The organism is Mesorhizobium sp. M7A.F.Ca.MR.176.00.0.0, from assembly GCF_004023165.1.
Lineage (GTDB): Bacteria > Pseudomonadota > Alphaproteobacteria > Rhizobiales > Rhizobiaceae > Mesorhizobium.
The window spans coordinates 22,145-41,470 of the sequence record NZ_RZTC01000056.1 but is presented as its reverse complement, the minus strand read 5'-3'; the positions used below and the strand labels follow the sequence as shown (position 1 = coordinate 41,470).

The 19,326-nt window shown below is 63.5% G+C and carries 17 protein-coding genes, 1 pseudogene and 1 riboswitch; of the genes and pseudogenes, 14 read left to right on the top strand and 4 right to left on the bottom strand.

Annotation, left to right across the window (positions count from 1 at the left end):
- From EOB59_RS36450 to EOB59_RS19380, 4 genes and pseudogenes are all read right to left on the bottom strand, one after another.
- Nucleotides 1–1,579: pseudogene (locus EOB59_RS36450) on the bottom strand (cobaltochelatase subunit CobN); the annotation flags it as partial.
- 18 nt (nucleotides 1,580–1,597) lie between these two features.
- Entirely contained in the window at nucleotides 1,598–2,650 is a 1,053-nt protein-coding gene (cobW, locus tag EOB59_RS19390) for a cobalamin biosynthesis protein CobW (RefSeq protein WP_128289030.1), read from the bottom strand.
- Nucleotides 2,651–2,652: 2 nt separating this feature from the next.
- Nucleotides 2,653–3,081, bottom strand: coding sequence for a DUF1636 family protein (locus EOB59_RS19385; protein WP_128289029.1), 429 nt, complete (start codon nucleotides 3,079–3,081; stop codon nucleotides 2,653–2,655).
- A gap of 38 nt (nucleotides 3,082–3,119) precedes the next feature.
- Nucleotides 3,120–3,324, bottom strand: a riboswitch (cobalamin riboswitch).
- Nucleotides 3,325–3,353: 29 nt separating this feature from the next.
- Nucleotides 3,354–4,553, bottom strand: a complete 1,200-nt coding sequence (locus EOB59_RS19380; protein ID WP_128289028.1) for a winged helix-turn-helix domain-containing protein — start codon at nucleotides 4,551–4,553, stop codon at nucleotides 3,354–3,356.
- Nucleotides 4,554–4,884: 331 nt separating this feature from the next.
- Here EOB59_RS19380 and EOB59_RS19375 point away from each other — a divergent pair, with 331 nt between their 5' ends.
- The 14 genes from EOB59_RS19375 to EOB59_RS19310 all read left to right on the top strand — a co-directional run bounded on the left by EOB59_RS19375 (nucleotide 4,885) and on the right by EOB59_RS19310 (nucleotide 19,317).
- Nucleotides 4,885–5,250, top strand: a complete 366-nt coding sequence (locus tag EOB59_RS19375) for an NADH-quinone oxidoreductase subunit A (protein ID WP_010910112.1) — start codon at nucleotides 4,885–4,887, stop codon at nucleotides 5,248–5,250.
- Nucleotides 5,241–5,822: an NADH-quinone oxidoreductase subunit B gene (locus tag EOB59_RS19370; protein WP_013531090.1), complete on the top strand. Its 582-nt coding sequence runs from the start codon at nucleotides 5,241–5,243 to the stop codon at nucleotides 5,820–5,822. Before EOB59_RS19375 ends, EOB59_RS19370 begins: the two co-directional genes overlap by 10 nt.
- Before the next feature lie 3 nt (nucleotides 5,823–5,825).
- Nucleotides 5,826–6,428, top strand: a complete 603-nt coding sequence (locus tag EOB59_RS19365) for an NADH-quinone oxidoreductase subunit C (RefSeq protein ID WP_127268493.1) — start codon at nucleotides 5,826–5,828, stop codon at nucleotides 6,426–6,428.
- The gene (locus EOB59_RS19360; RefSeq protein WP_023812387.1) at nucleotides 6,429–7,619 is read left to right on the top strand and encodes an NADH-quinone oxidoreductase subunit D; all 1,191 of its coding nucleotides are present in this window, start codon (nucleotides 6,429–6,431) and stop codon (nucleotides 7,617–7,619) included.
- Nucleotides 7,620–8,900 (top strand): NADH-quinone oxidoreductase subunit E, encoded by a 1,281-nt coding sequence (locus tag EOB59_RS19355; protein ID WP_128289027.1) that lies wholly within the window; start codon nucleotides 7,620–7,622, stop codon nucleotides 8,898–8,900.
- Between the two features lie 10 nt (nucleotides 8,901–8,910).
- Nucleotides 8,911–10,215 carry an NADH-quinone oxidoreductase subunit NuoF gene (gene nuoF, locus EOB59_RS19350; protein WP_127268495.1) on the top strand — a complete coding sequence of 435 codons (1,305 nt, stop codon included), beginning with the start codon at nucleotides 8,911–8,913 and terminating at the stop codon, nucleotides 10,213–10,215.
- A gap of 70 nt (nucleotides 10,216–10,285) precedes the next feature.
- Nucleotides 10,286–10,966: an NADH-ubiquinone dehydrogenase gene (locus EOB59_RS19345; protein ID WP_128289026.1), complete on the top strand. Its 681-nt coding sequence runs from the start codon at nucleotides 10,286–10,288 to the stop codon at nucleotides 10,964–10,966.
- 73 nt (nucleotides 10,967–11,039) lie between these two features.
- Nucleotides 11,040–13,121, top strand: coding sequence for an NADH-quinone oxidoreductase subunit NuoG (nuoG, locus tag EOB59_RS19340; protein ID WP_128289025.1), 2,082 nt, complete (start codon nucleotides 11,040–11,042; stop codon nucleotides 13,119–13,121).
- Between the two features lie 2 nt (nucleotides 13,122–13,123).
- Entirely contained in the window at nucleotides 13,124–14,167 is a 1,044-nt protein-coding gene (gene nuoH / locus EOB59_RS19335) for an NADH-quinone oxidoreductase subunit NuoH (protein ID WP_127398567.1), read from the top strand.
- Nucleotides 14,167–14,658 (top strand): NADH-quinone oxidoreductase subunit NuoI, encoded by a 492-nt coding sequence (nuoI, locus tag EOB59_RS19330; RefSeq protein WP_023812382.1) that lies wholly within the window; start codon nucleotides 14,167–14,169, stop codon nucleotides 14,656–14,658. Before nuoH ends, nuoI begins: the two co-directional genes overlap by 1 nt.
- 239 nt (nucleotides 14,659–14,897) lie before the next feature.
- Entirely contained in the window at nucleotides 14,898–15,518 is a 621-nt protein-coding gene (locus tag EOB59_RS19325) for an NADH-quinone oxidoreductase subunit J (RefSeq protein WP_127267204.1), read from the top strand.
- 1 nt (nucleotide 15,519) lies between these two features.
- A complete protein-coding gene (gene nuoK, locus EOB59_RS19320) occupies nucleotides 15,520–15,828 on the top strand; it encodes an NADH-quinone oxidoreductase subunit NuoK (protein ID WP_010910101.1) in 309 nt (102 codons plus the stop codon).
- Nucleotides 15,829–15,838: 10 nt separating this feature from the next.
- A complete protein-coding gene (nuoL, locus tag EOB59_RS19315) occupies nucleotides 15,839–17,812 on the top strand; it encodes an NADH-quinone oxidoreductase subunit L (RefSeq protein ID WP_128289024.1) in 1,974 nt (657 codons plus the stop codon).
- On the top strand, nucleotides 17,812–19,317 hold the full coding sequence (locus EOB59_RS19310) for an NADH-quinone oxidoreductase subunit M (protein WP_127320599.1): 1,506 nt from the start codon (nucleotides 17,812–17,814) through the stop codon (nucleotides 19,315–19,317). The genes nuoL and EOB59_RS19310 overlap by 1 nt, the downstream gene beginning before the upstream one ends.
- Nucleotides 19,318–19,326: the final 9 nt, after the last annotated feature.

The following is a 19,326-nucleotide window of genomic DNA, read 5'->3' as shown; positions in this document are numbered from 1 at the left end:
ATCTCCCCCCTTGAGGGGGAGATGTCCGGCAGGACAGAGGGGGGCGCCTCGCGCAGACCCGTCTCATCTTCCACCTTCCCCCAAGCGGCTTCGATCGCAACAATTGCCGCAGTCGGCAATTCGTTCGAGAAGGCCATGTAATCCTGCAAGGCCAGCCCATGCTCGCCCGTTTCCAACATACCCAGCAGTTCCCGCGGCGTCTCCGGTATCCCCTCAACATCATAGCCCTGTCCCCTCAGGTCATGCAGCATCGCCAGCACGCTGGACGGCACGTCGAGGCCGACGGCATAGCCGGTGCGGCCGGGGGCGCTGGGATAATCCGGCATCAGGATCGCCAGCTTGCGCTCGGCGCGGGCTGTCTCCTGCAGGCGGATGAAGGCCGCGACGCGGTCAGCCACTTGCGCCACGCGATCCGGTTCCGGCCGGTTGGCGAAAGCGCGGTGGCCAAGTGCTGGATCGATCTCGCTCTCGCCCTTGAAGGAAATGGCGCCAGCCAGGATGCGGCCGTCGAGCTCGGGCAGCACGACATGCATGGCAAGGTCGGCGGGCGCCAGGCCGCGCTGGTTGGTCTCCCAGACGTCGCGGCGGGTGGTGGCGACGATGACCTGGAAGACCGGCACGCCGGCGCGGTCGAACAAGGTCTCATTGCCGGGTTCGGCACCGGACGCGAAAGCGGTAGCGGTGATGATGGCGGCGGGTTTCAGTGAGGCGAGTGCTGTTTCCACGAACGCCAGGGATGCCGGGTCCTTGAGGCTGGAGACGAAGATGGGGACTGGGTTGATGCCGCGCTGTCGCAGAGCTTCAAAAAGTGCGTCGATTGGCGCGACATCGGCGGCCAGCAGCATCGAGCGGTAGAACAGGATAGGTACGACCCTTCCCTCCCCCTCGAGGGGAGGATGGCCCGCAGGGCCGGGTGGGGTCGGTGCGACTGGACGCGGCGTTTCTTTGAGTCGGCGCGCTTCGGAGAGGACCCCACCCCCGGCCTGCGGCCGGACCCTCCCCTCCGAGGGGGAGGGGGACGACGCCACGTCCGGGTTCGTAGTAGCCAGCTTTGGGCACGGCGACCGGTTCGACGAAAGGCGCATCCGACCCCGCCAGCCGCGCCAATCTCCGCACCAGCGCGCTCATATTCGCCGGGCCGCCCTCGCGGAAATAGTCGAGCAGGCCGTCCAACTCTTCGCGCGGCAGCGTCGAGGCTTCGATCAGGCGCAAATCCTCGTCGCGGCATTTCGCCGGGCAGCAGCGCCAGTTTTATGCCGCGTTCGCGGGCGGTCGAGGCGAGCTGGTCGCAGCCGTAGCGCCACCAGTCGTAGCCGCCGAGGATGCGCACGAGGATGATCTTGGCGTGGCGGGCGACGCTGTCGATCCAGAGGTCGACGGACATGGGATGGCGCAGGTCACGAAGTGCGGCCAGCCGCATCGAGGGCAGGCGGCCGGCATCGGCCTTCCAGGCTGCCGCCAGTCCGGCGAGGTCGCTGTCGGTGAAGGACAGCGCCACGATATCCGCCGGCGTCTGCCGCAGATCGACCGGCTCGGCGAGGTCGTCGAGCGAGGCGGATGTCGTGGTGAGGATGTGCATCGCGACCCGTGTCCGAAATCAGCCGGCGAGTATACGCTCGATCGCCGGGCGGTTCAGCCCTTTCAGGCCGATGACGACGAGACGCGAGCGGCGGTCGTCCTGCGCGGTCCAGGCGCGGTCATAGTAATGATTGACGCGCGGCCCGACGGCCTGCAGCAAGAGCCGCATCGGCTTGCCGCCGACTTCGACGAAGCCTTTTACGCGCAGCACGTTCTCTTCTTCTGCGACGGTGGCGACGCGCTTTGCCAGCTCGTCCGGATTGGCGATCGAGGCAATGTCGACGATGAAGGTGTCGAAGTCGTCATGCTCGTGGTCGAACGCGCCGTCATGATGGGACTTGCGGTTCTGGATGTCGTCCTCGACGGCCAGACCGAGCCCGAGCAGCACCGAGGGATCGACCTTGCCATGCGATGTCGGCACGATCTTCACCGCGCGGGCGGAGTGTTCGCCAATGATGGTATTGGCGCGGGCGGTGCCGGCGGCGTCCATCAGGTCGCTCTTCGACAGGATGATCAGGTCGGCGCAGGCGATCTGGTCCTCGAACAGTTCTTCCACCGGGTCGTCGTGGTCGAGCGTCTCGTCCCCGGCGCGCTGTGCCTGCAGAGCATCCATGTCGCTGGCGACGCGGCCTTCGGCCAATGCCGGCCCGTCGACCACGGCGATGACGCCGTCGACTGTGACGCGGCTCTTCACGCTCGGCCATTGAAAGGCCTGGACCAGCGGCTTGGGCAGCGCCAGGCCCGAAGTCTCGATCAGGATGTGGTCGACCCTCGGCGTCAGCGCGAGGATCTTGTCGAGCGCCGGGACGAAATCGTCGGCGACGGTGCAGCAGATGCAGCCATTGGCCAGTTCGACGATGTTTTCCTCCGGACAGGTGTCGATGCCGCAGCCCTTCAAAATCTCGCCGTCGATGCCGATGTCGCCGAATTCGTTCACGATGATGGCAATGCGCTTGCCGCCAGCGTTTTCCAGGAGATGGCGGACCAGCGTCGTCTTGCCGGCGCCGAGGAAGCCGGTGACGACGGTGCAGGGAACGCGGGAGAGGTTCGCAGACGAATCTGGGGCAGTCATGGTCAGTCCTTCAGCATGTCGAGGGGAGGGATGCGGGCAACGAGGCCGCGCTTCAGGCTATCGGGGCGGCCACGCCAGGGAATGAGACCGTCGGTCGAGGTGGCGAAAAGCTTGGCGCCCGTGACGAGGTCGGCGCCGCTGGTCTCGGTCAGGTCGCCAAAGACATAGCTCCAGCAGCCGTCGCGCAGGATGGCGGCGCTGAGGCGCCGCTTGCAATTGCCGAGGCATTCGACGCTGCGGATGCGGATGTCGTCGCCGGATGCGGCGCGGCGCGTGTCGTCCGCCAGCAATTCGCCGGCGCGGGGATGGGCGTCGGAGCCGGTCTCATTGCGGCAGGAGGCGCAGACGATGATGGTGACGCCGGCCAAGGCATCATCATGGCCGGACGAAATATCAGCTGTGCCAGCCGAAAAACTGCTGTCGTGGTCCAAAGATCGGGCTCCTTGCCCGGAAACCCGCCGGGCGATCGGATTCTAAAGTCGCAGACGGCAGGTCTCCTGGCTCGCGGGTCATCGCCTTGGGTAGCCGCCTTCCCGGGAACTCCCAGTGGCTTTCGGCCTTGGCTCTTCGCTTACAGTTGCGGGGACAGCCGCGGATTTGGGATTTTGCCCCGCACCGCATTCCCTCTTAGCTCTTGCCGTTGCGGGCAAGAGACCATCTGAACCGGATTTAGGCTTTTGCGAGCGGCGGTGTCAACGCGAGCTTACGACATGGCGATGTCGGCCAGCGCCGGGCCCAAATCGCCGGCCGGGGTCACTTCCATGCGCTCAAGGCCAAGCCAGCCCTGCATCTGCTTCAATTCCTCGAACAGTTCTGCAGCGGTTTCAGGCGGCGCGCCAGCCTCCGCATAGGCCGCATGGACGCGCAGTATGCTGGCCGGGCGATCGGCCTTCAGGTCGACGCGCGCCACGATCCGGTCGCCGAGCAGGAAGGGCAGGACATAATAACCGTATTGCCGCTTGTCGGCCGGCGTGTAGATCTCGATGCGGTAGTGGAAATCGAACAGCCGCTCCGTGCGCGAGCGTTCGAAGACTACCGGATCGAACGGCGCCAGCAGGGCGCGGGCCTCGACTTTGCGCGGCAGGCGGGCGTCCCGGTGAAGATAGGCCGGCTTATCCCAGCCTTCGACACGCACCGGCAGCAATTCGCCCGTTTCAACCAGTTCCTCCAGCCGGCCTTTCATGTCGGCCGGCGACAGGCGGAAATAGTCGCGCAGGTCGCCTGATGTCGCCACGCCGTGGGCGCGGGCGGAAATGCGCAGCAATTCGCGGTGCGCGTCCTCAGGCGTCGGCACCGGGAGGTCGAGGATCGCCTGCGGCAACACGCGCTCGGGCAGATCATAGAAGCGCTCGAAACCGCGACGGTGCGCCGTGGTGATGCGGCCGGCCCAGAACAGCCATTCGAAGGCGTGCTTGGCGTGGCTCCAGCCCCACCAGCCGCCCGAGCCTTTCCGGCCTTCCAGCGCGGAAGCGGCGATCGGGCCGCGCTCGGCGACCTGGCGGTAGATCTCCTCGATATAGGCGGCGTGTTCGCGGCCCCATTTGGCGAGGCCCAGATACATCTCATCGCCGCGCTCGGCGCGCTGCATGCGCCAGCGCATCAGCGGGTACGTCTCCACCGGCAGGAAGGAAGCCTCGTGCGCCCAGTATTCGAAAACCGTGCGCTTACGCGTCACGGCCGCGTTGTCGAGCAGCGAGAACGGGTAGGGACCAAGGCGCGAATAGAGCGGCATATAATGAGCGCGCACCACCGCGCTGACGGAATCGATCTGCAGCAGGCCGGTGCGGGAGAGGGTGCGGGCAAAATGCCGGCGGTCGGGCGTGCCGGTCGGGCGGGGATCGAGAAACCCCTGGGCGGCAAGCGCGATGCGACGGGCCGTGGGGAGCGAGATCTTTTCCTTCATGCAGGCATCACTTTGAAGTGTTTTGACCGAGGGTCGAATGGCTGATTCCAACCCACGCTAGCAGGGTTTTGGCGGCATCCATGTCAGGAGAGAAAAGTGGAGTAAAAAGCGAAGGAAATCAAACAGGAGCGGATCGGACCAGTTTGCCGCGATATGCCATCCAGGTCGGTGTTTTGAACAAGGTTTGACTTGCTTCGCTGGAAGTGCTGCGCTAACCCTCGCCGCGTTGCAGCATAGGCCCTTAAAACGGTTCAGCGGTTAAACTGTCACGCTTCCGCATTAGGGTCCGGTGCTGTAATCAAACTGGATTGGCGCCAACGGAAAGCCGAGCATGAACGCACTCTTGAGCTCATACCTGCCCATCGTCCTGTTCATAGGCGTGGCGCTGGTTGTCGGCCTGGCGCTGCTGGCCGCGCCCTTCCTGGTGGCCTACCGCAATCCCGATCCCGAAAAGCTTTCCGCCTATGAGTGCGGTTTCAACTCGTTCGACGACGCCCGCATGAAGTTCGACATCCGTTTCTACCTGGTGTCGATCCTGTTCATCATCTTCGACCTGGAAGTGGCCTTCCTGTTTCCGTGGGCGGTGTCGTTTTCGAAGATCGGCATGCTCGGTTTCTGGTCGATGATGGTGTTTTTGGCGGTGCTGACCATCGGCTTTGCCTATGAATGGAAAAAAGGAGCGCTGGAATGGGATTGAACGACAGTTCAGGCACCCTCGTCGCGCCGAAGCCCAAGGGTATTATCGATCCCAACACCGGCAGGCCGGTGGGGGAGGACGATCCCTTCTTCCTCGAGATCAACAACGAGTTGGCCGACAAGGGCTTTTTGGTCACTTCGACCGAGGCGCTCATCACCTGGGCGCGCAGCGGGTCGCTGATGTTCATGACGTTCGGCCTCGCTTGCTGCGCGGTCGAGATGATCCACACCTCGATGCCGCGCTATGATTCGGAGCGGTTCGGCGTCGCGCCGCGCGCGTCCCCGCGCCAGTCCGACATCATGATCGTCGCCGGCACGCTGACCAACAAGATGGCGCCGGCGCTGCGCAAGGTCTACGACCAGATGCCGGAACCGCGCTACGTCATCTCGATGGGCTCCTGCGCCAATGGCGGCGGCTACTACCACTACTCCTATTCGGTGGTGCGCGGCTGCGACCGCATCGTGCCCGTCGATATCTATGTGCCCGGCTGCCCGCCGAGCGCCGAAGCGCTGCTCTACGGCATTCTTCTCCTGCAGAAGAAGATCCGCCGCACCGGCACGATCGAACGGTAAATCATGACCGCATCCCTGAGCGAACTGTCGAACTATCTCGGCGAGAAGCTGATCGGCCGCGTGAACGAGGCTGATATCGCCTATGGCGAACTTACCATCCATGTCGAGCCGCGCGATCTGGTCGAGGTGATGACGTTCCTGCGCGACGATGCGCGCTGCCAGTTCATCTCGATCATCGACGTCTGTGGCGCCGACTATCCGTCGCGGGCCAAGCGCTTCGACGTCGTCTACCATCTGTTGTCGCCGAAGCAGAATGTGCGCATCCGCGTCAAGGTGCAGGCCGACGAAGAGACGATGGTGCCGTCGATCACCGGCGTCTTTCCCGGCGCCGACTGGTTCGAGCGCGAGACCTACGATCTCTACGGCGTGCTGTTTTCGGGCCATCCCGACTTGCGCCGCCTGTTGACCGATTACGGTTTCGAAGGCCACCCGCTGCGCAAGGATTTCCCGCTGACCGGCTTCGTCGAGGTGCGCTACGACGATGAAGCCAAGCGCGTTATCTACGAGCCGGTCGAGCTCAAGCAGGAATTCCGCAATTTCGATTTTTTGTCCCCGTGGGAAGGTACGGATTACGTGCTGCCGGGTGACGAGAAGGCAAAGCAGTAAATGGCTGAAACCTCGGTCCGCAACTTCAACATCAATTTCGGCCCGCAACACCCTGCGGCGCACGGCGTTTTGCGCCTTGTGCTGGAGCTGGACGGCGAAGTCGTCGATCGCGTCGATCCGCATATCGGGCTCTTGCATCGCGGCACCGAAAAGCTGATCGAGGCCAAAACCTACCTGCAGGCGATTCCCTATCTCGACCGGCTCGACTATTGCGCGCCGATGAACCAGGAGCACGCCTTCGCGCTCGCCGCCGAGCGCCTGCTCGGCATCGAAGTGCCGAAGCGCGGCCAGCTGATCCGCGTTCTCTACTGCGAAATCGGCCGCATCATGTCGCACATCCTCAATGTGACGACGCAGGCGATGGACGTCGGCGCGCTGACGCCGCCGCTATGGGGCTTCGTCGAGCGCGAAAAGCTGATGGTGTTCTATGAGCGCGCCTCCGGTTCGCGCATGCATGCCGCCTATTTCCGTCCCGGCGGCGTCCACCAGGACCTGCCGCAGAAACTGGTCGAGGACATCGGCAAGTGGATCGACCCGTTCCTGAAGTCGATCGACGACCTCGATCAGCTGCTGACCGGCAACCGCATCTTCAAGCAGCGCAATGTCGACATCGGCATCGTCTCGCTGGCCGATGCCTGGGCCTGGGGTTTTTCGGGCGTGATGGTGCGCGGTTCGGGTGCTCCCTGGGACCTGCGCAAGTCGCAACCCTATGAATGCTATTCGGAAATGGATTTCGACATTCCGATCGGCAAGAACGGCGACTGCTTCGACCGGTACCTCGTGCGCATGGAAGAAATGCGCCAGTCTGCGAAGATCATGCGCCAGTGCGTCGATCTCCTGCTCGGCAAGGAAAGCACCGGGCCGGTGTCGAACCTCGACGGCAAGGTGGTGCCGCCCAAGCGCCAGGCGATGAAGCGCTCGATGGAAGCGCTGATCCATCACTTCAAGCTCTACACCGAGGGTTATCGCGTGCCGGCCGGCGAGGTTTACGCCGCGGTCGAGGCGCCGAAGGGCGAATTCGGCGTCTATCTGGTTTCCGACGGCTCCAACAAGCCCTACCGCTGCAAGCTGCGCGCGCCGGGTTTCGCGCATCTGCAGGCGATGGATTTCCTCTGCCGCGGCCACATGCTGGCCGACGTCACCGCCGTTCTCGGCTCCCTCGACATCGTGTTTGGTGAGGTCGATCGCTAAATGTCAGTCCGCCGTCTCGCAGAAGCCAGCGTCCAGCCAGCATCCTTCGCCTTCAACCGGGCGAACGCGGCTGCGGCGAAGCAATGGATCAAGAAGTACCCGAAGGGCCGTGAGCAGTCGGCCATCATTCCCTTGCTGATGATAGCGCAGGAGCAGGAAGGCTGGGTGACGAAGGCGGCCATCGAGACGATTTCCGACATGCTCGGCATGCCGCGTATCCGCGGGCTCGAAGTCGCGACCTTCTACACGCAGTACCAGTTGAATCCGGTCGGCACGCGTGCGCATATCCAGGTCTGCGGCACCACGCCCTGCATGCTGCGCGGTTCGGAAGCGCTTATGGATGTCTGCCGCTCCAAAATCCATCACGACCAGTTCCACGCCAACGACAAGGGCACCTTGTCCTGGGAAGAGGTCGAATGCCTTGGCGCCTGCGTCAACGCGCCGATGGTCATGATCTTCAAGGACACGTTCGAGGATCTGACGCCGGAACGCCTGGCTGAAATCATCGATCTCTATGACGCCGGCAAGGGTGCTTCGGTGGAACCGGGGCCGCAGAACGGCCGCACCGGCTCCGAGCCGGCCTCCGGCCTCACCACGCTGACGAGCGAAAAGGCGATCCTCAAGTCGACCCGCGAAAGGGAGGCCAGGGAGGCCGCCAAGGCCGCCAGGGCGGCGCCCGACGCGATCATCGCGGCGCCTGTGCCGGGGCCGGCCGCGGCCCCTGTCGCACCGTCCAACACCAGCAAGCCGAAGACCGACACCCCTGAAACCAGCCCGGCATTGAAGACGCCTTCAAAAACCAAGGTCGCGCCGGCGGTTGAAAAGGCGGCGAGCGTTGCCGCGCCGCTGCATTCGGCCGCCAACGCCAACAAGGCGGACTCCAAGGTCGAGCAGGTTTCCAAGCAGCGCAGCGGCCCGATAATCAAGGCCGAGCCGGCATCCGCCTTCAAGGCGCCGGAGGTCAAGGTACCGGCCGCCAAGACGGCCAAACCGTCGCTCGGGGACAAAAACCGTCCAGCCGGCATCGATAAACCGGCACAGGTCGACGACCTGAAGCTGATCTCCGGCGTCGGCCCCAAGATCGAGGGCATCCTGCATACGCTCGGCATTTTCACCTTCGCGCAGGTCGCGTCGTGGAAGAAGGCCGAACGCGAGTGGGTGGATGGCTATCTCTCTTTCCAGGGCCGCATCGATCGCGACGACTGGGTCAAGCAGGCCAAGGCGCTCGCCAAGGGTGGCGTCGCCGAATACATCCGCGTCTTCGGCAAGAAGCCGGTCTGAGGGACGAAAAATGCTTCAGGACAAAGACCGCATCTTCACCAATATCTACGGCCTGTTTGACAAGTCGTTGGCCGGCGCGATGGCGCGCGGCGCCTGGGACAACACGCCCGGCATCGTTGCCAAGGGCCGCGAGTGGATCGTCAACGAGATGAAGGCGTCGGGCCTGCGCGGCCGCGGCGGCGCCGGCTTCCCGACGGGCCTCAAATGGTCATTCATGCCCAAGCAGAGCGATGGCCGGCCGAGCTATCTCGTCATCAATGCCGACGAATCCGAGCCCGGCACCTGCAAGGACCGCGACATCCTGCGCAACGACCCGCACACGCTGGTCGAGGGCGCGCTGCTTGCCGGTTTCGCCATGGGCGCGATTGCCGCCTACATCTATGTGCGCGGCGAGTTCATCCGCGAGCGCGAGGCGCTGCAGCGCGCGATCGAGGAAGCCTATGAGGCCAAGCTGATCGGCAAGAACAACACCTCCGGCTATGATTTCGACATCTACATGCACCACGGCGCCGGCGCCTATATCTGCGGCGAGGAGACTGCACTCCTCGAAAGCCTCGAAGGCAAGAAGGGCCAGCCGCGGCTGAAGCCGCCATTCCCGGCCAATGTCGGCCTCTATGGCTGCCCGACCACGGTCAACAATGTCGAATCGATCGCGGTCGCGCCGACCATCCTGCGCCGCGGTGCGGCCTGGTTCTCGTCCTTCGGCCGGCCCAACAATGTCGGCACCAAGCTGTTTTGCATCTCCGGCCACGTCAACAATCCGTGCACGGTCGAAGAGGCGATGTCGATTCCGTTCCGCGAGCTCATCGAGACGCATTGCGGCGGCATTCGCGGCGGCTGGGACAATCTTTTGGCGGTCATACCGGGCGGCGCCTCTGTGCCGCTGGTACCGGCCGAGCAGATCATCGACACGCCGATGGATTTCGACGCGCTGCGCGACCTCAAATCCGGCCTTGGAACCGCGGCTGTCATCGTCATGGACAAGTCGACCGATGTCGTGAAGGCGATCGCGCGGCTTTCCTATTTCTACAAGCACGAGAGCTGCGGCCAGTGCACGCCATGCCGCGAAGGCACCGGCTGGATGTGGCGGGTGATGGAACGGCTGGTGCGCGGCGAGGCGCAGAAGCGCGAGATCGATATGCTGCTCGACGTCACCAAGCAGATCGAGGGCCATACGATCTGCGCGCTTGGCGACGCGGCGGCATGGCCGATCCAGGGACTGATGCGGCATTTCCGCGGCGAAGTGGAGCGGCGCATCGACGAGTTTTCGCGCAATGCGCACCGGGCCGAGCCTGTGATGGTGGCGGCGGAATAGAAGAATGTTTACGCGGGCGGAAGTCCGCAGCGAAGGGCGGGGCGAACGAAGAAACGACCAGGAGAACTCTATGGCGCCGTATTCGAACCCGCTGATGCCCAATTTGGACCAGATCGAGAAGATGAACCAGGACTTGACCAGGATGATGCCGAAGGAGATGGCCAGCGCCGTCAACCTTTTCGTGCATCCTGTGGCGGGTGCGGCGGCGATGTCGGCGCTTGGCCTCGGGCTCGCCAATCATGCTTTCGGCGTCTGGCTGGGCGCGCTTTCAGGCGCGGCAGAAGCCTCGCAGCGGCTGCTGCAGCCGATCGTCGATGATTTCGAGGCGCGCGTCGCGCAGTTCGAAGATCCAAGTCCTTCCTCCACCAAGGCGCGGGCGACGGCGAAAACCATGATCGCGGAGGCGCAGTCCTTCGCCCGGGAGGTCACCGATATTGCCGCCAAGGAAGCCGCCACTGCCGTGCCGGCCGCAAATGCGGCTCCGGGCGCCCGCGATGCGCTGATGCCCGAGGATTTCAGGCAGCCGAACGCCATGGAGAAGCCGGCCATTCCGGCAGATCTCAAGGCCATCTCGGGCATCGGGCCGAAGCTGGAAAAGGTTCTCAACGGCCTCGGTATCTGGACCTATGCCCAGATCGCGGCATGGACGCCGCAAGAGGTTGCCTGGGTCGAGGATTATCTGTCGCTCGGCGGCCGCATCGGCCGCGACGATTGGAAAACCCAAGCGGCGGCGCTCGCCGTCAAGAAGTGAATGAAGTGCCCGACGTGGTCTCGACCGCGTCCGGAAAAAGAGATTGCGGGAACTCCGCAGGGGTTTGAGGCGAATGGCAAAGCTCAAGGTCGACGGGAAAGAGATCACTGTACCCGACCACTACACGCTGCTGCAGGCGGCGGAAGACGCTGGCGCGGAAGTGCCGCGCTTCTGCTTCCATGAGCGGCTCTCGATCGCCGGCAATTGCCGCATGTGCCTGATCGAGGTGAAGGGCGGGCCGCCCAAGCCGCAGGCATCCTGCGCCATGAACGTGCGCGACCTGCGTCCCGGCCCGAATGGCGAGGCGCCGGAAATCTTCACCAACACGCCGATGGTCAAGAAGGCCAGGGAAGGCGTGATGGAGTTCCTGCTGATCAATCATCCGCTGGATTGCCCGATCTGCGACCAGGGCGGCGAATGCGACCTGCAGGACCAGGCGATGGCGTTCGGCGTCGATTCCTCGCGCTATCACGAGAACAAGCGCGCGGTCGAAGACAAATACATCGGACCGCTGGTCAAGACGGTGATGAACCGCTGCATCCACTGCACGCGCTGCGTCCGCTTCACCACCGAAGTCGCCGGCATTTCCGAACTGGGCCTGATCGGCCGCGGCGAGGATGCCGAGATCACCACCTATCTCGAACAGGCGATGACGTCGGAGCTGCAGGGCAATGTCATCGACCTTTGCCCGGTCGGCGCGCTGACCTCGAAGCCATTCGCCTTCCAGGCGCGGCCGTGGGAGCTGACCAAGACCGAATCCATCGATGTGATGGATGCGGTCGGCTCGGCGATCCGTGTCGATAGCCGGGGCCGCGAAGTGATGCGCATCCTGCCGCGCGTCAACGAGGCGGTGAACGAGGAGTGGATCTCCGACAAGACCCGATTTATCTGGGACGGCCTGCGCACGCAGCGTCTCGACCGCCCCTATGTGCGCAAGGACGGCAGGCTGGTTGCCGCCAGCTGGGCCGAGGCCTTCGCCGCGGTCAAGGACGCGGTGTCGAAGACCGCGCCCGAAAAGATCGGCGCTATCGCGGGCGATCTCGCCGCCGTCGAGGAAACCTATGCGCTCAAGCTGCTGATGGCTTCGCTCGGCTCGAAGAATACCGATTGCCGCCAGGACGGCGCCGCACTCGACCCGGCGCTCGGCCGTGCAAGCTACATCTTCAACCCGACCATCGAAGGCATCGAACAGGCCGACGCGGTGCTGATCATCGGCGCCAACCCGCGCTATGAAGCTTCGGTGCTCAACGCCCGGATCCGCAAGCGCTGGCGGATCGGCAACCTGCCGGTCGCCGTCATCGGCGATGTCGGCGATACCCGCTACGACTACGAACAGCTGAGCGCCGGACCGGATTCGCTGAAGGATTTGGCCGACGGCAACGGCAAGTTCTTCCAGACGCTGAAGAAGGCGACACGCCCTCTGATTATCGTTGGCCAGGGCGCGCTGGCGCGTGCCGATGGCGCGGCCGTGCTCGGACAGGCGGCCAAGCTCGCCGCCGCCGTAAACGCTGCCCGCGCTGACTGGAACGGCTTTGCCGTGCTGCACAACGCGGCCGGACGTGTCGGCGGCCTCGACCTCGGCTTCGTGCCGGGCGAGGGCGGCAGAAACGTTGCCGGCATGCTGGGCGAAATGGAGCTCCTGTTCCTGCTCGGCGCCGACGAGATCGACATGGCCAAGACCGGCGGCGCCTTCGTCGTCTATATCGGCACGCATGGCGACCAGGGCGCGCACCGCGCCAATGTCATCCTGCCGGCGGCCGCCTACACGGAAAAGTCGGCCACCTACGTCAACACCGAAGGCCGCGTGCAGCAGACCAACCGCGCCGGCTTCGCGCCGGGCGAGGCGCGCGAGGACTGGGCGATCCTGCGGGCGCTGTCGGATGTGCTGGGCAAGAAACTGCCGTTCGATTCGCTGCCGCAGCTGCGCGCCAAGCTCTATGGCGAATACCCGCATCTGGCCCGTATCGATCAGGTCGCGGCCGGCAATGCCGAGGACATCGCCGGGGTGGCGAAGCTCGGCGGGCGGCTGAACAAGGGCACCTTCACCTCGCCGGTGACGGATTTCTACCTGACCAACCCGATCGCGCGGGCATCGGCCGTGATGGCGGAATGCTCGGCGCTGGCCAAGAGCGGCTTCAAGCAGGCGGCGGAATAAGCATGGACACTTTCTTCTCCTTCTACGTGCTGCCGGCGCTGATCATTCTGCTGAAATCGGTCGTGCTGATCGTTATCCTGCTGATTTTCGTTGCTTACATCCTCTACGCCGACCGCAAGATCTGGGCGGCCGTGCAATTGCGCCGTGGCCCGAACGTCGTAGGCCCCTGGGGTACGCTGCAGGCCTTCGCCGATCTGCTGAAGTTCGTCTTCAAGGAACCGGTCATCCCGTCAGGCGCCAACAAGGGCGTGTTCCTTTTGGCGCCGCTGGTGTCGGCCGTGCTGGCGATCTCGGCCTGGGCGGTCATCCCGGTCGATCAGGGCTGGGCGATCGCCAACGTCAATGTCGGCATCCTCTATGTTTTCGCCATCTCCTCGCTCGAGGTCTATGGCGTGATCATGGGCGGCTGGGCCTCCAACTCGAAATATCCGTTCCTCGGCGCGCTGCGTTCGGCCGCTCAGATGGTGTCCTACGAGGTCTCGATCGGCTTCGTCATCGTCACCGTTCTGCTCACCGCCGGCTCGCTCAACCTCACCGATATCGTGCTGTCGCAGCATGATGGAATTGGTACGCGGCTTGGCCTGCCCAACACCTTCCTCGACTGGAACTGGCTGGCGCTGTTCCCGATGTTCATCATCTTCTTCATCTCGGCGCTGGCCGAGACGAACCGGCCGCCCTTCGATCTGGTGGAAGCCGAATCGGAACTGGTCGCCGGCCACATGGTCGAATATTCGTCGACGCCGTTCCTTTTGTTCTTCCTCGGCGAGTATGTCGCCATCGTGCTGATGTGCGCGCTGGCCACCATCCTGTTCCTCGGCGGCTGGCTTCCTCCGTTCGACTTCGCGCCGTTCACCTGGGTGCCGGGCGTCATCTGGTTCGTGTTGAAAGTCTGCTTCGTGTTCTTCGGCATCTCCATGGTGAAGGCCTTCGTGCCGCGCTACCGCTACGACCAATTGATGCGGCTTGGCTGGAAAGTGTTCCTGCCGATCTCGCTGTTCATGGTGGTCGCCACCGCCGCCTTCCTCAAGATCACGGGGTTTGCGTGATGTCCGCTCTTTCCCAAGCCGCCAAATCGCTGCTGCTGCAGGATTTCGTCAGCGCCTTCTTCCTGTCGATGCGCCAGTTCTTCGCGCCGAAGGAGACGATCAACTATCCGCACGAGAAGGGGCCGACTAGTCCGCGCTTCCGCGGCGAGCATGCGCTGCGCCGCTATCCCAATGGCGAGGAACGCTGCATCGCCTGCAAGCTGTGCGAGGCAATCTGCCCGGCGCAGGCCATCACCATCGAGGCCGGCCCGCGCCGCAATGACGGCACGCGCCGCACGGTTCGCTACGACATCGACATGGTGAAGTGCATCTATTGCGGCTTCTGCCAGGAAGCCTGCCCGGTCGACGCCATCGTCGAGGGGCCGAATTTCGAATTCGCGACGGAGACGCGCGAGGAACTCTACTATGACAAGGACAAGCTGTTGGCGAATGGCGACCGGTGGGAGCGCGAACTGGCGCGCAACATCTCGCTGGACTCGCCCTACCGCTGATATTTGACGCATGGGCGGGGCAGGGGCCTCGTCCAGAGGATGATCCCGAAAAGTTGCGGACTTTTCGGACCAGATCATGCTCCGGAATACAGAGTGGCCCATGTTTCTTTCGATCGGGCCTTTCAACCCGATCGGAACATGGGCTAGGACAACGCGGCTTTGGAACCGGAGGCGGAACCAGGCCAGAGACAACAAACAGGACGAGCGTCCTGTTCGTACAGGAACCCGGGGGATCCCCAATGTTGAGTGGACTAGAGGCGGCCTTTTTCTACCTCTTCGCCTTTGTCGCGGTGGCGTCGGCGTTCATGGTCATTTCGTCGCGCAACCCCGTGCATTCGGTGCTGTTCCTGATCCTGACCTTTTTCAACGCCGCCGGCCTGTTCATGCTGACCGGGGCCGAGTTCCTGGCGATGATCCTGCTCGTCGTCTATGTCGGCGCGGTGATGGTGCTGTTCCTGTTCGTCGTCATGATGCTCGACGTCGATTTCGCCGAGATGAAGGAAGGCGCTCTGCAATATGCGCCGATCGGCGCGCTGGTCGGGCTGATCCTGGCGGCGGAGCTGATCGTCGTGCTCGGCGGCTACACTTTCGCGCCGCAGCTCGCCTCGACGGTCTCCAAGCCCATTCCGGATCTCGCCACGCGAACAAACACGGCCGCACTCGGCGACATCCTCTATACCGACTACCTCTACTATTTCCAGATTTCGGGCCTCGTGCTGCTGGTCGCCATGATCGGCGCCATTGTGCTGACGCTGCGCCATAAACCAGGCGTCAAGCGGCAGTCGATCGCAGCCCAGGTCGGCCGCACGCCGGCGACCGGTATGGAAATCCGCAAGGTCAAGACAGGCGAGGGACTCTGAGATGGTTGTCGGCATCGCGCATTATCTGACCGTATCGGCTGTTCTGTTCACGCTCGGCGTGTTCGGCATCTTCCTGAACCGCAAGAACGTCATCGTCATCCTGATGTCGGTCGAGCTGATCCTGCTGGCGGTCAACATCAATTTCGTCGCCTTTTCGGCAGCACTCGGCGATCTGGTCGGCCAGGTGTTCGCGCTGTTCGTGCTGACGGTCGCGGCGGCTGAGGCCGCCATCGGGCTTGCCATTCTCGTCGTCTTCTTCCGCAACCGCGGCTCGATCGCGGTCGAAGACGTGAACATGATGAAGGGTTGACGGAACCACCATGTATCAGGCCATCGTCTTCCTTCCCCTGCTCGGCTTCCTGATCGTCGGCCTGTTCGGCACGTCGCTCGGCGCCAAGGCGTCCGAATACATCACCTCCGGTTTCCTGGTGATCGCGGCGGTGCTGTCGTGGGTCGCTTTCTTCACCGTCGGTTTCGGCCATGGCGAGGTGTTCACCGTGCCGGTGATGCGCTGGATCCAATCGGGTGGGCTGGAAGCGGCCTGGGCGCTCAGGATCGACACGCTGACGGTGGTGATGCTGGTGGTGGTCAACACCGTGTCGGCGCTGGTTCACATCTATTCGATCGGCTACATGCACCACGATCCGAACCGGCCGCGCTTCTTCGCCTATCTGTCGCTGTTCACCTTCGCCATGCTGATGCTGGTGACATCAGACAATCTGGTGCAGATGTTCTTCGGCTGGGAAGGGGTGGGCCTCGCCTCCTATCTGCTGATCGGCTTCTGGTACAAGAAGCCGTCGGCCAATGCCGCGGCAATCAAGGCCTTCGTCGTCAACCGCGTCGGCGATTTCGGCTTCGCGCTCGGCATTTTCGGCCTGTTCGTGCTGTTCGGCTCGGTCAATCTCGGCACCATCTTCGCCAATGCGGCAACGTTCATTCCGGCCGAAGGCGCCCCGCACGGCGCCGCGGTGCTGACCTTCCTCGGCTATGCGCTGGACAAGCAGGCGGCCATGACGATCGTCTGCCTGCTCCTGTTCATGGGCGCCATGGGCAAGTCGGCGCAAGTGCCGCTGCACACCTGGCTGCCGGATGCCATGGAAGGCCCGACACCGGTTTCCGCGCTGATCCATGCCGCCACCATGGTGACGGCCGGCGTGTTCATGCTGGCACGGCTGTCTCCGCTGTTCGAACTGTCGCATTCGGCGCTGACCGTGGTGACCTTCATCGGTGCCTTCACGGCCTTCTTCGCGGCCACCGTCGGTCTCGTCCAGAACGACATCAAGCGCGTCATCGCCTATTCGACCTGCTCGCAGCTCGGCTACATGTTTGTGGCACTCGGCGTCGGCGCCTATGGCGCGGCGATCTTCCACCTGTTCACGCATGCCTTCTTCAAGGCGCTGCTGTTCCTCGGCTCGGGCTCGGTCATCCATGCCGTGTCCGACGAGCAGGATATGCGCAAGATGGGCGGCCTCAGGAAACTGATCCCGACCACCTACTGGATGATGGTGATCGGCACGCTGGCGCTGACCGGCGTCGGCATTCCGGTGACGGTCATCGGCACCGCCGGCTTCTTCTCCAAGGACGCCATCATCGAGAGCGCCTTTGCCGGCCACAATTCGGTTGCCGGCATGGCCTTCGTGCTTTTGGTCATCGCCGCCTGCTTCACCTCCTTCTACTCCTGGCGGCTGATCTTCATGACCTTCCACGGCAAGCCGCGGGCGAGCCATGAGGTGATGCACCATGTCCATGAATCGCCGCCGGTGATGCTGGTGCCGTTGTTCATCCTGGCCGCGGGCGCGCTGTTTGCCGGCGTCATCTTCCACGGCGCCTTCATCGGCGAGGGCTATGCCGAGTTCTGGAAGGCATCGCTGTTCACACTGCCTGACAATCACATCCTGCACGACATCCACGAATTGCCGCTGTGGGTCGAACTGTCGCCCTTCATCGCCATGCTGAGCGGCTTCGCGCTGGCCTGGAAATTCTACATCCGCTCGCCGGAAATGCCGGTCAACCTGGCCGCGCAGCATCGCGGGCTCTACGCCTTCCTGCTCAACAAGTGGTATTTCGACGAGCTCTACGACTTCCTGTTCGTGCGTCCGGCCAAGCGCCTCGGCCATTTCCTGTGGAAGACCGGCGACGGCACCATCATCGACGGCCTCGGCCCGGATGGCATTTCGGCGCGCGTCGTCGATGTCACCGACCGCATCGTCAAGCTGCAGACCGGCTATCTCTACCACTACGCCTTCGCCATGCTGATCGGCGTTGCCGCACTCGTCACCTGGATGATGCTCTGATGACCGCCTGGCCAATCCTCTCGCTGGTCACCTTCCTGCCGCTGGTTGGTGTGCTGCTTATCCTGTTCATCAATGACGACAGCGAAAATGCACGCCGCAACATCCGCGCCATCGCGCTGTTGACGACGATTTTCACGTTCATCATCTCGCTGTTCATCTGGACCGGATTCGACAATTCGCAGTCCGGCTTCCAGTTCGTCGAGAAGGTCGCCTGGCTCGACTCCGGCATTTCCTACCATATGGGCGTCGACGGCATCTCGATGCTGTTCGTCATCTTGACGACGTTCCTGATGCCGCTCTGCATCCTGGCGTCGTGGGAATCGATCGAGAAGCGCGTGAAGGCCTACATGATCGCCTTCCTGCTGCTCGAAACGCTGATGATCGGCGTGTTCTGCGCGCTGGACATCGTGCTGTTCTACGTCTTCTTCGAAGCCGGCCTGATCCCGATGTTCATCATCATCGGCGTCTGGGGCGGCAAGCGGCGCGTCTACGCCTCGTTCAAGTTCTTCCTCTACACGCTCGCCGGCTCGGTGCTGATGCTGCTCGCCATCATGGCGATGTTCTTCCAGTCCGGCACAACCGACATCCCGACGCTGCTGACCCACAACTTCCCGGCCAACATGCAGACATGGCTATGGCTTGCTTTCTTCGCCTCCTTCGCGGTGAAGATGCCGATGTGGCCGGTGCACACCTGGCTGCCCGACGCGCACGTCGAGGCGCCGACGGCGGGCTCCGTCATCCTGGCCGGCATCCTGTTGAAGATGGGCGGGTACGGTTTCCTGCGCTTCTCCTTGCCGATGTTCCCGCTGGCGTCGGAAATGTTCGCGCCGCTGGTCTTCGCGCTGTCCGTCGTCGCCATCATCTACACCTCGCTGGTGGCGCTGATGCAGGAGGACATGAAGAAGCTGATCGCCTATTCGTCGGTTGCTCATATGGGCTTCGTCACCATGGGCATCTTCGCCATGAACCAGGAAGGCGTGCAGGGCGCGATCTTCCAGATGCTCAGCCACGGCCTCGTCTCCGGCGCGCTGTTCCTGTGCGTCGGCGTCATCTACGACCGCATGCACACACGTGAGATCGCGGCCTATGGCGGCCTGGTCAACAACATGCCGAAATACGCCACGGTGTTCCTGATCTTCACCATGGCCAATGTCGGCCTGCCCGGTACCAGCGGCTTCGTCGGCGAGTTCCTGACCATGCTCGGCGTGTTCCGGGTCAACACCTGGGTGGCGTTCTTCGCCGCCACCGGCGTCATCCTGTCGGCCGCCTACGCGCTCTGGCTCTACCGCCGGGTGATCTTCGGTGCGCTGACCAAGGACAGCCTGAAGGGCCTGCTCGACCTGTCGCTGCGCGAGAAGGTGATCATCTACCCGCTGGTCGTTCTGGTCATCTTCTTCGGCGTCTATCCCGCCCCGGTCTTCGACGCGACGGCCGAATCGGTCAAGTCGCTCGTCACCAATGTCACTGCATCCATCGGCGCCGCGCAGACCGCGGCGGCGAACTGACCAGAGGTT